At 49.2% G+C, this 12,089-nt stretch carries 9 protein-coding genes; 2 read left to right on the top strand and 7 right to left on the bottom strand.

Annotation, left to right across the window (positions count from 1 at the left end; all coding sequences use genetic code 11):
- Positions 1–29: 29 nt before the first annotated feature.
- The 3 genes from ACTHUR_RS00750 to ACTHUR_RS00760 all read right to left on the bottom strand — a co-directional run bounded on the left by ACTHUR_RS00750 (position 30) and on the right by ACTHUR_RS00760 (position 2,523).
- The gene (locus tag ACTHUR_RS00750; RefSeq protein ID WP_150540529.1) at positions 30–797 is read right to left on the bottom strand and encodes a TatD family hydrolase; all 768 of its coding nucleotides are present in this window, start codon (positions 795–797) and stop codon (positions 30–32) included.
- A gap of 13 nt (positions 798–810) precedes the next feature.
- Positions 811–1,794, bottom strand: coding sequence for an asparaginase (locus tag ACTHUR_RS00755; RefSeq protein WP_049344373.1), 984 nt, complete (start codon positions 1,792–1,794; stop codon positions 811–813).
- A gap of 66 nt (positions 1,795–1,860) precedes the next feature.
- The gene (locus ACTHUR_RS00760; RefSeq protein WP_150540528.1) at positions 1,861–2,523 is read right to left on the bottom strand and encodes a DedA family protein; all 663 of its coding nucleotides are present in this window, start codon (positions 2,521–2,523) and stop codon (positions 1,861–1,863) included.
- A 249-nt stretch (positions 2,524–2,772) separates the two neighbouring features.
- On the opposite strand from ACTHUR_RS00760, the gene ubiD reads away from it, so the two are divergent.
- Complete coding sequence (ubiD, locus tag ACTHUR_RS00765; protein WP_049344369.1) at positions 2,773–4,251, top strand: 4-hydroxy-3-polyprenylbenzoate decarboxylase; 1,479 nt, start codon at positions 2,773–2,775, stop codon at positions 4,249–4,251.
- 267 nt (positions 4,252–4,518) lie between these two features.
- Here the strand turns inward: ubiD and ACTHUR_RS00770 are convergent, their stop codons facing one another.
- The 4 genes from ACTHUR_RS00770 to nirK form a co-directional block, all read right to left on the bottom strand.
- Complete coding sequence (locus tag ACTHUR_RS00770) at positions 4,519–6,612, bottom strand: AsmA family protein (protein ID WP_070588331.1); 2,094 nt, start codon at positions 6,610–6,612, stop codon at positions 4,519–4,521.
- Between the two features lie 178 nt (positions 6,613–6,790).
- Entirely contained in the window at positions 6,791–7,060 is a 270-nt protein-coding gene (rpsO, locus tag ACTHUR_RS00775) for a 30S ribosomal protein S15 (RefSeq protein ID WP_003679932.1), read from the bottom strand.
- A 211-nt stretch (positions 7,061–7,271) separates the two neighbouring features.
- Positions 7,272–8,027 carry a formylglycine-generating enzyme family protein gene (locus tag ACTHUR_RS00780; RefSeq protein WP_004519388.1) on the bottom strand — a complete coding sequence of 252 codons (756 nt, stop codon included), beginning with the start codon at positions 8,025–8,027 and terminating at the stop codon, positions 7,272–7,274.
- Positions 8,028–8,199: 172 nt separating this feature from the next.
- Complete coding sequence (gene nirK, locus ACTHUR_RS00785) at positions 8,200–9,369, bottom strand: copper-containing nitrite reductase (protein WP_440361146.1); 1,170 nt, start codon at positions 9,367–9,369, stop codon at positions 8,200–8,202.
- A gap of 399 nt (positions 9,370–9,768) precedes the next feature.
- Here nirK and ACTHUR_RS00790 point away from each other — a divergent pair, with 399 nt between their 5' ends.
- Positions 9,769–12,024, top strand: coding sequence for a nitric-oxide reductase large subunit (locus ACTHUR_RS00790; RefSeq protein ID WP_440361145.1), 2,256 nt, complete (start codon positions 9,769–9,771; stop codon positions 12,022–12,024).
- Positions 12,025–12,089: the final 65 nt, after the last annotated feature.

A 12,089-nucleotide genomic window follows, 5' to 3' on the forward strand; every position in this document is an offset into this window, starting at 1 on the left:
AGGCTTTTTGATGCCTTGAGGTCGGCATATTAAGGGGAAATATGGAGCAGGGAATCCACGTTTTGCTCGGTTGCTTCAGCCAGTTGTGCCAGCGGTACGCCGCGTAGTTCGGCGGCAATTTCGGCGATACGGCGGATGTTGGCCGGGGTATTGGTTTCGTGGCCGAGCATAAAGGGGCTGTCGGTTTCGAGAACAAAATCCGTGTCATCTAAGGCTTGTAAGGCGGCACGGACTTTTTTGGCATTGGGATTGAGCAGCAGCGAGCCTATGCCGATTTTGAAGCCGAGTTTCACCAAAATCCGCGCTTCTTCTACGCTGCCGGAGAAGGCGTGGACGATACCGCCTTGCGTGAAACCGGCAGTTTTGACGGCGGCGGCAATGGCGGCGGCGGCTTTCAGATTATGAATGATGACGCGGCGGTTGAGGTGTTGGGCGAGGATAAGTTGGCGGATAAAGACGTCGGTTTGTGTGTCGCGTTGCGCTTGGGTTTGCTCTTTGCCATAAAAATCCAAGCCGATTTCGCCAACCCATGCTTGCGGATGCCGGATTAATTCTTTCTCTAACTCTTGGAATGCCGCTTCGTTGAGGCCGTCTGAAAACCACGGATGAATGCCCAAAGCGATATGGATGTTTTCAGACAGCCTTTCCAACTGCGCAACGGAGTGCCAATCCTTGGGGGACGTAGCCGGTACGATGAAACGCGCCACGCCGGCGGCTTGCGCTTCGGCAAGCACGGCAGGCAGCGTGTTGGCAAGTTTAGGGTCGGCAAGATGACAGTGGGTGTCGGTGAAAGTCATGTTAAATGGCGGTTTACAGCAGATTTAATTGTCGCAATTCTTGTTGCACCTTATCCGCATTCCAGTCATGGGATACGGCAAGGGTCATCAGCGCAGTGGCGGTTTCGAGATTGCATTTGCCACCGTTGATGATACCTGCCTGACGCAAAGCATCGCCTTGGGCATAGACGGCAGCGGCGCAACCTTGCGGTACTTGGCTGATGTTGAGCAGCAATTTGCCTTGTTGCGTAAAGGCTTGGACAGCTCGGACAAACGCATCGTTGCTCGGCGCATTGCCGTGGCCGTAGCTTTGCAGAATCAGGGCTTGGGCGCAAAGGTGGGGCAGGTCGTCTGAAAGTTCTTGCGCGGCATAACCGGGAATCAGCGTGCGGACGGAAACTTTGGCTTCAGGATTTGGAAGACGCGGATTGAGGTCGTTTGAATGTTGGGTCGGGGCGATACGGATATTGTGCCAACCTTTGTTTTCCTCCCATTCGGCGAGCGCGCCAAAATGCAGGTTGTCAAAACCAGCGGCAGTCTCGGTGCTGACTTTACTGCTGCCGACGGCGGGGAAGAGCTTGCCGTCAAAGGCAATCGCCACTTGTTTGAGCTTGAGCGAGAAAGCGGAAACGGCAGTGGCCAGGTTGCGTGGCGCATCGCTGTTGGCGGCATCGTAAGGCCATTGCGAGCCGGTCAGGATAACGGGTTTGTCCAAACCTTGCAGCGAAAGGGCGAAGAGGTTGGCGGTGTATGCCATGGTATCCGTGCCGTGCAACACCAAAATGCCGTCATAGTCAGGCAGTTTGGCGATAATAAGCTCCAGCCAGTCGCGTTGGTTTTGCAGCGTTACCGCGGAAGAATCGATGAGCGGCTGACAAACGTGCCATTCGAAATCAAGGCCGTCTGAAAAGGGGGCGAGGGCTTTATCGACGAGAGCGGTATCGGGACGCAGGCCGGCGCTGCTTTGGGTCATGCCGATGGTACCACCGGTGTAGAGGACGAAGATTTTTTGTTTCATGGTGTTTCTGATGAATGATTGAGGCCGTCTGAAAGCGGAGAAGTGTTTCAGACGGCCTGGAATGGTTTATTGATTGGTTTGTTTTTTTGCTTTTGCCGCGCGTTTTTCGTGTAATTTTTCACGGAAGAAGGTGTGGCGGCGGTGTTTTCTCCACCAAATCCAGCCGACGATGACTGCGCCGATGCCCAGTACGGTAAAGATACCGGATTGCAGGCTATGCATTTTTTTCATCAGCCAGTCGGTATTGCGTGCGCCGTATTCGCCCAGATAAATCCAAACCGGAACGGAAATCAGCGCGGCCAAGCCGTCCATCAGGATAAAACGTAGGTAGGAAACCTTGCGGCTGATACCAGCGGTCACGAAAACGGCAGTACGCAGGCCGGGCAGGAAACGGGCGACGAATAAAACCCAGTTGCCGTATTTGTCGAATTTTTCCTGTACTTGGGCATAGCGTTTGGGTGTCATCACGCGCGCAATCGGTTTGAATTTAAGGATTTTTTGTCCCCAAATCCGGCCGGCCGCAAACATAAAGCCGTCGCCTACCAATACGCCGAGCATGCCGACGGCAAACATAATATGCGAGTTGGTATAACCCAGGCCGGAAATCACACCGCCGGTTACCAGCGTCAAATCTTCAGGAATCGGCACGCCGAAGCCGCAAATAACCAAAACGAAAAACACGGCCGCATAGCCGTATTCAACGAAAAAAGATTCTAAAATTGCAAACATGGCCGCCGTCCCACGATAAATATTGATTGATGACTGGATTAAGTTGGAATTTTACCAAAGATAAGGCCGTCTGAAAGCAATCACAAGCAGATATTGTTTAAATTTGACGGTAGTTTGCAAAAAATCTAGAAATTCGGGCGTGGAAAGTTGGGATTTGAACAGATTTGGCAGGTACAATAGCCGCTGGTTTATCTTTCAAACCCGAAATGGCAGTCTGTTTTCAGACGGACTGTTCAGGAAAATGAAATCATGAAATACAGAGATCTGCGAGAATTTATCGCCGGATTGGAAGCTGATGGCAAACTCAAGCGCATTCAGCATCCGGTGTCGCCGCATTTGGAAATGACCGAAATCGCCGACCGCGTGCTGCGTGCCGAAGGGCCGGCGTTGTTGTTTGAAAACCCGATTAAGCCTGATGGTACGCGTTATGATTATCCCGTCTTGGCGAATCTGTTCGGCACGCCCGAACGCGTGGCACTGGGCATGGGTGCGGACAGTGTGTCCAAGCTGCGTGAAATCGGGCAGACGTTGGCGTATCTGAAAGAACCCGAACCGCCTAAAGGCATCAAAGACGCATTTTCTAAACTGCCGTTGCTGAAAGACATTTGGAGCATGGCGCCGAACGTGGTGAAAAATGCGCCGTGTCAGGAAATCGTGCGGGAAGGTGAGGACGTTGATTTGTATAAACTTCCGATTCAGCATTGCTGGCCGGAAGACGTTGCGCCACTGGTAACGTGGGGCTTGACCGTTACGCGCGGACCAAACAAAAAACGCCAAAATCTCGGTATTTACCGTCAGCAACTAATCGGCAAAAATAAGCTGATTATGCGTTGGCTGTCGCATCGCGGCGGCGCGTTGGATTATCAGGAATTCCGCAAACTCAATCCCGATACGCCGTATCCCGTCGCCGTCGTGCTTGGCTGCGACCCTGCCACCATTTTGGGCGCGGTAACGCCCGTTCCCGATACCTTGAGCGAATACCAATTTGCCGGACTGTTGCGCGGTTCGCGGACGGAGCTGGTGAAATGTATCGGCAATGATTTGCAAGTGCCCGCACGCGCTGAAATCGTGCTGGAAGGCGTCATCCATCCGAACGAAACCGCGTTGGAAGGCCCATACGGCGACCACACGGGCTATTACAACGAGCAGGACCATTTCCCCGTGTTCACGGTCGAGCGCATCACCATGCGCGAAAACCCGATTTACCACTCCACCTACACAGGTAAACCGCCCGATGAACCCGCCGTTTTGGGCGTGGCATTGAACGAAGTGTTCGTACCGCTTTTGCAAAAGCAGTTCCCTGAAATCACTGATTTTTACCTGCCGCCCGAAGGCTGCTCCTACCGCATGGCGGTGGTGAGTATGAAAAAACAGTACGCCGGACACGCCAAGCGCGTGATGATGGGCTGCTGGTCGTTCCTGCGCCAATTTATGTACACCAAATTCATCATCGTGGTTGATGACGATGTGAACGTGCGCGACTGGAAAGAAGTCATCTGGGCGGTCACCACGCGCATGGACCCTGTACGCGACACTGTTTTGGTAGAAAATACGCCCATCGATTATCTCGACTTCGCCAGCCCTGTCAGCGGACTCGGCGGCAAAATGGGTTTGGATGCGACCAACAAATGGCCGGGTGAAACCGACCGCGAATGGGGGCGTGTGATCAAAAAAGACCCTGCCGTTACGGCCAAAATCGATCAGATTTGGGAGCGTTTGGGTTTGTAGATGTCGGATTTATTGGAATTTCTACTTCAAATATTGATGGAAATAATTGGGTCTATGTTTGAGGGTACGGTAGAAATATTGAAGCTCGATTGGAGAAAAAGAAAACTCTCCAAAAAAGGCTTGATAATGTTGGCCATATGGTTTGCCATCATTGTTGCACTGATTGTGTATATGGTCATTCCCCAATAAACATCTTATTCTGACAATGTATCTGTTAAAAGGCCGTCTGAAACTTTTTGGGTTTCAGACGGCCTTTAATTTGAAAATTTAGCGTGGTTTGAGCCACTTCCATTGTTCTTGTATGGTTTCTTGCAGGGCTTTTTGTTTTTCTGCAGGTGTGTTCATGCCATTGGTTAAGCGGCTGTAATCGAGGGTAATGGAAGGGTTTTGTACGGTACCGCCGATTTTGAGGGGAATCGGTTTGTTTTTAGGTTGCAGTACGTTGCTTATAAGCAGGTTTTCCGATAGCTTTTGGGTATTTAAATCGGTATAGCCGCTGCTGACAACGTGCAGGCTGTCAGAAAACAGTTCGGTGTTGATATGATGGCTGATGCCTTTCTCGATTTCGCTATTGAGGATGAAATGATGGAAAGGGGTTTTGAGGTTGCTGTTGTCGATTTTTTCCGAAGAGATGCCGTTTTTCAGAATGCTGTCCATATCGATGCCGTGCCATGCACCGTTGGTAATATCGAGAAGCAGGCTGCCGTTTAAGGCTTGTATCATTTGGGCACGGTCATTGCCGGTAGTTTTAATGTCGATAACGGCGTCGCCGCTGCCGCTGAAGCTGTGGAAACCGAACAGGTCTTGCAGCAGCGGCTGAATTTGTATGCCTTTTGCGTTTTGCTGAAGGTGGTAGGAAGCAGGTTGGGTTGCCGCAATACTCAGGCCTCCCTCGGTTTTGCCGCCATAAAGCCCGGCTTTGAAACGGTGTAGGGCTATATGTTCTTTATCGGCGGTGAGCAGGGATTCGATGTTTTCTAATTGCAGACCGGCAGTTTGAATGCTGCCGATTTGGAGGTTGGCCTCAATGTCGGGCAACCAGGATTTGGCCAGCAGGGAAGGAAGATTCAGTGATGGCTGGGTTTTCAGATCTTCCAAGTAAGGGGTCAGATTGAGTTTTTGTAAGGCGATACCGGCGTCAAGGTGCGGGCGCGGCTGGGCATCGCGTTGGTATTTAAAGGCCAAGGCGAGGGCTTGTCTGTCAAATGCGCCTTTCAGACGGCCTTCCCATGTATTGAGGCTGAAATTGGCCTGTCCTTCGAGTGTACTGATGAATCGGGGGCGGGGAAGGCGGTTGATGGTGTCTTGCAGGGTGCTGAGGTGCAGTTTGGGCGCATCAATGCCTTTGCCTTTTTGCCAAACCAATGGGCTGGAAAAGGTAAAGTTGGTTTGGAGTCGGTCGTTTTTATGGCTGCCTTTGAGTTCAAAATTGGCGGCGGTCAAAACGGTTGCGTAGAGGTTGGCTTTGTCCAGTTTGAATGAACCGTCCCATTGGTTGTTTTCACTGCCGGCGGTCAATGCGCCGTTGAGTGTGTTGAGGTGCAAATAGCCGTTTTTAAACTGCAAGAGGGGCGAGCGTGCGTTGATATGCAAGTTTTGATAGCCGCTTTCAGCTTGCAGATTGAAGTCGCGGAAAAGGGCGGTTTGGTTTTGCCAATTAAGGCTGCCTGCGATTTGGGCATCCAGCTTGTTTTTGAGTAATACGGTTTGCAGGTTTAATTTGAGGGCGGGAACGCTCCAGCCGGCATCATCTTGTACAAGATGGCCGGCCCCTTGCCAACTGATGGGGTTGCCTATGTTTTGCAGTGTGCCGCTGATATCGAATGGACGGCCGTCTGAATCGGCTCTGCGCAGGGAAAATTGCAGATCGTTTAAGGCAATATCTTGTTCTTTATTGTGGTAACGGATGCTGCCGTTATTGATGATGATGCGGTTGAGCTGAAAACTTTCTTTTGACGATGGGTCTTGTTGCAGGCAGGCGGGCAGATGGTGTTTTGAGTCCAGTGTCAGTGTCGGGTTTAAAAGAATCCATTTCTCAAGTATGGGCGCATCCGACCATAGGCTGCTCCAACCAAAGCCCATTTCGGACTCAGCGATGTTCAGCGTCGGCGTGTCAGGTTCGGAAGAGGAAAGGCTGAGGTCTTTTAAAATCAGCGTAGGGCGCGGTAGCCATTTTCTGCTGATATTGGCGTTGTATTTGACTTGGCAGCCATGGGCAGAAAAGTTTTTCTGTATGAATGCGTCGATGTTTTCTGTATTGAATATGCGGAACATTAAGGCACTCAATACCGCCGCGAGGCATAAAAGCACGGCAATGCTGAAAACCAGGGATTTCAGCCAAAATTTTCCTGAGTGCAACATGGAATGAACAGACAATTCAGATTCTCGCTTTGATGGGAGCTTTAAGGAGTGATTGGAAGTTTAAGCCTTGCTGCTTAAGCGTGTGGAAGTATAACACAGAGCGTGGGCCTGTGTTTCAGACGGCATCGGTATGTTAATAAAAAACACCGCCCGAAGGCGGTGTTGATTTAAGCATAAATTATTTACGCAGACCCAGGCGGGTAATCAGTGTACGGTAAGTATCAGGCTGAGTACGACGCAGGTAAGACAATAGGCGACGACGTTGGCTAACCATTTTCAACAGGCCGCGACGGCTGTGGTGGTCTTTAGGGTTGGCTTTGAAGTGAGGAGTCAGGTCGTTGATGCGGAAAGTCAACAGAGCGACTTGTACTTCAGAAGAGCCGGTATCGCCTTCTTTGCGTTGGAAATCTTTAACAATTTGTGCTTTTTGTTCTACGGTCAATGCCATGATGGATAACTCCGAAAATAAAAGAACCTTTTCAGGTTCGGACAAGTTTGCCAAGCCAAACGACCTAAGCAAACTCCTAAGTGCCTTTTTAGAAAGACGGGCGGATTATGCCACAATTTGTCTTTGTGCGCCATATCTTTTCAGACGGCCAAAAAAAGCGGCGATACCTTTCAGTACCGCCAAAGCTGCTTTGGTGATAAAAAACTAAACTTTATTTGCTCGCACAGCGGAAGCCCAAGTTATTTAAAACATATTTGGACTGTAGGCTGGTGCGGATGCCGTAGCGTAAGAATGCCGCATAGTTGGACGGGTCGCTTGAGCCTACGGATGCGCCGCTACAGAACATTTGTGTGTTGGACGAGCCGGCAGAGAGTTGGCTGCTGTTGAAGTCTTCAGTCCATTCCCAAATCAGGCCGTGCATATCGTATACGCCCCAGTAGTTGGGTTTGTTTTTACCGATGTCGTGCAGGCCGTTTCGGCCGCCGTCTGCATACCAATCCAAGATGGTGCGGTTGTAGCCGGGTTCGGCAGAGCCATCTTTTTGAGTGGTAGAAGCCAAGCCTGCAAATTCCCACTCGTCAATAGTCGGCAGGCGTTTGCCTTTGGAAACGCAGTAGGCATTGGCGGCAAACCATGAAACATTAGTTACCGGATGTTTGAGTTCGCTGGCTTTAGGCGCATAACTGTTGCTGCCGTTTTTTACCCAATGTTTCAGGTAAGCTTTTTCAGCTTGTTTAGAGCTGATTTTGTCTTTTTGCCATTGTGGATGTGTTTTCAAAAATTCGGCGAATTCGGCATTGGTTACAGGATATTTATCAAGTTGGAAGGGCTTGACTTTAATAAGGGAAGTCTCTTTTTTAAGATAGAGAGGGCGATAGCTGCCTCCTTCGATTTTTACCATTTCGGCTGCAAATGTATTGCCGCAGATTAAGGCACTGCCTAAGAGGAGGAGTCGTATGAGTTTCATGGTACGCCCTTATTATCGATTGAAACAGAAAATTTATTTTTAAGATAGCCTAATCATAACAAGGCCGTCTGAAAAATCAATCTGTCTGATTGAATAGGAAGATTAATTGTGATGGAAGCCACTGCGACTCTAAGAGAAGAGTAGCAGTGGCTTGGCGTATTAAACCGAGGGATTATTTAGCGGCTTCAGAAGCAGCAGGTGCGGCAGACGCAGCGGCTGGGGCAGAAGCAGCAGCACCGGCAGGTTGGTAAGCGGTGTCGCTCAGTTTTTTGGTCATGATTTCAGGGTTTTCATCACCCTCAACTTTCAATTGACCCAAAGCACCTTTGTTGAACGCACGGAAGATAGAGTGGTCAACCACAGTGTAGCTGCCTGGAATGTCGACTTTGAATTCGATCATCGCTGCGCCACCGGCAGGAATCAGAGTACTTTGTACGTTTTCATTAATCAGTTTACCACCTTCAACATATACTTTGTCGAAGATTTCGCCGATAACGTGGAAAGAAGATACCAAGTTAGGACCACCGTTACCAACGTACATACGAACAGTTTCACCAGCTTTAGCTTTCAGAGCGTTGTCGCCGGCGATAGAGCCCACGTGGCCGTTGAATACAACGTATTCAGGTTGTTCAGCAATCGCTTTATCCATATCGAAAGGTTGCAGGCCTTGAGCACCTTTTTTACCTTTAGTATAGAAGTCACCTTGTACGATGTAGAACTCTTTGTCCACTTTAGGCAGACCTTCTTTAGGTTCAACCAAGATCAAACCGTACATACCGTTGGCGATGTGCATACCGACAGGAGCAACGGCACAGTGGTAAATGTACAAACCGGCTTGCAGAGCTTTAAAGCTGAAAGTAGAAGTGTGGCCTGGGGCAGTGAAAGAAGCTTCTGCACCACCGCCTTGACCGGTAGCAGCGTGGAAGTCAACGTTGTGAGGAACGGTAGAAGAAGGATTGTTAGAGAATTCTACTTCTACGGTATCGCCTTCGCGTACACGGATCATTTGGCCCGGAACGTCGCCGTTGAATGTCCAATAGTGGTATTCAACACCGTCTTCCATAGTCATGGTTTTTTCGACGGTTTCCATTTTAACGCGTACTTTAGCCGGATGATCGCGATCGATTGCAGGTGGAACTTCCGGAGCGTGAGTCATGATGGCATCGACTACAGGCAATTCTGAAGAAGGAGTCTCGGCAGCAGCTTGTGAGTCAGAAGCAGCAGCAGGGGCTTCGGCAGAAGCGGTGGCAGCCGGAGTTTCAGCTGGTTTAGCAGCTTGTTCGCCGCATGCGGCCAGTGCAAATACAGAAGCGATAAGTGCAGCTAAGGTTTGGCGTTTCATGTTTAAAGTTTCCTTATTGTAAGAAAAGTTAAGTATCCTGATAGGATGGTTTGAAATTTTGTATGATTATGTAGGCGCTTGTTTGGGTGCATTTTGACATAAATCAAATTGTTCAATGAATATGAATCTTTTAATCCTTAAATACTCCTTTAGTAGTATAAAAAACTAAACCGAAAAGTTTATTTTTGTGTGAAAATGTTAGTGTGGGCTTAACACAAAATATAACAAAGGAGGAGTTATACAGGATAATAGGAATCAATATCATGTAAGTTAATGGTTTTAAAGGAATATTATTGACAAAATATTTCTTTACTTTTAAAACCGTGATACAATCTTTAACATTCATATTTGATGAATTAATACCCAACCACTTTTTACCAAAATCAAGGAGTACTCAAAATGGGACAGTACAAGAAGCTTTGGTACTTGCTGTTTGCCGTACTGGCAGTATGCTTTACCATTCTTGGTTATATGGGTAGCGAGGTCTATAAAAAGGCTCCGCCATACCCTGAACAAGTCGTTTCTGCATCCGGCAAAGTCCTGATGACCAAAGACGATATTTTGGCAGGTCAATCTGCATGGCAAACTACCGGCGGTATGGAAGTTGGCTCTGTATTGGGTCACGGTGCATACCAAGCTCCGGACTGGACTGCCGACTGGCTGCACCGCGAGCTGGTTGCATGGTTGGATCTGACTGCGCAAGAAACTTACGGCAAAAAATTTGACGAAGTTTCTCCTGAGGAACAAGCTGTTCTGAAAACCCGTTTGGCTGACGAATACCGCAACCAAAGCCGTATTAAGGAAGACGGTTCTGTCGTTATCAGCGATACCCGCGTGAAAGCGATCGAAAGCATTCTGCCTTACTACCACGGCGTGTACAGCGACGATCCTAAGTTCCAAACCACTCGCGAACACTTTGCAATGAAAAACAACACATTGCCAAGCCAAGAAGCGCGTGAAAAACTGTTCAACTTCTTCTTCTGGACTTCTTGGTCTGCTTCGGCCAACCGTCCTGACGAGAACTTCACTTACACCAACAACTGGCCGCACGAGCCTTTGATCAACAACGTACCGACTACTGAAAACTACATGTGGTCTTTCACCAGCGTGGTATTGTTGCTGATGGGTATCGGCTTGCTGATGTGGGGTTACTCTTTCTTGACCAAACACGAAGAGGTTGAAGTACCTACTGAGGATCCTATTTCCAAAGTACAACTGACTCCTTCTCAAAAAGCGTTGGGCAAATATGTATTCCTGACTGTTGCGCTGTTTGTCGTACAAGTACTGTTGGGTGGTTTGACCGCTCACTATACTGTCGAAGGTCAAGGTTTCTACGGTATCGATACCGCCTTGGGCTTTGAAATGGCCGACTGGTTCCCATACGCACTGACCCGTACTTGGCACATCCAATCCGCTATTTTCTGGATTGCAACCGGCTTCCTGACAGCAGGTCTGTTCTTGGCTCCGATTGTGAACGGCGGTAAAGATCCTAAATTCCAACGTGCCGGTGTGAACTTCCTGTACATCGCCCTGTTCATCGTAGTTGGCGGTTCTTATGCAGGTAACTTCTTTGCTTTGACCCACATCATTCCGCCTGAGCTGAACTTCTGGTTCGGTCACCAAGGTTACGAATACTTGGATTTGGGTCGCTTCTGGCAATTGTTGCTGATGGTCGGCTTGCTGTTGTGGCTGTTCCTGATGCTGCGTTGTACTATCTCTGCCTTTAAAGAAAAAGGTACAGACAAAAACCTGTTGGCTATCTTCGTAGCTTCTATGGTCGGTGTGGGTGTGTTCTATGCTCCTGGCCTGTTCTACGGTGAAAAATCTCCAATCGCTGTGATGGAATACTGGCGTTGGTGGGTGGTTCACTTGTGGGTAGAAGGTTTCTTCGAAGTGTTCGCTACTGCCGCCTTCGCATTCATCTTCTATAACATGGGCTTTGTCCGCCGTAGTACTGCCACTGCTTCTACTTTGGCTGCTGCTGCCATCTTCATGTTGGGCGGTATTCCAGGTACATTGCACCACTTGTACTTCTCCGGCTCTACCTCTGCTTCTATGGCAATCGGTGCATGTTTCTCCGCTTTGGAAGTTGTACCTTTGGTTCTGCTGGGTCGTGAAGCTTACGAACACTGGTCTTACCAACATCTGTCCGACTGGGCGAAACGTCTGCGTTGGCCTCTGATGTGCTTCGTAGCAGTTGCCTTCTGGAACATGATCGGTGCCGGCGTATTCGGCTTCCTGATTAACCCGCCGATTTCCCTGTTCTACATCCAAGGTCTGAACACTACTGCAGTTCACGCTCACGCGGCTCTGTTTGGTGTGTATGGTTTCTTGGCTCTGGGCTTCGTATTGCTGGTTGCACGTTACCTGAAACCTAATGCTCAATTTGACGACAAACTGATGACTTGGGCATTCTGGCTGCTGAACGGCGGTCTGGTGGGTATGATTGCCATCAGCCTGTTGCCGGTTGGCGTGATTCAAGCTTACGCTTCTATCACTCACGGTCTGTGGTATGCACGTAGCGAAGAATTCCTGCAAATGGAAATTCTGGATACCCTGCGTTGGGTTCGTACCGCTGCTGACTTGATCTTTATCGGTGGTGCTGTCTGCGTTGCTATCCAAGCTACCAAAATCGTATTCAGCCGCGATAAATAATCTTAAGCTGAATTAAATCGAAGGCCGTCTGAAAAGTTTTCAGACGGCCTTTCTGTTATAATTTC

It is taken from the genome of Neisseria sp. P0021.S007 (genome assembly GCF_051956855.1).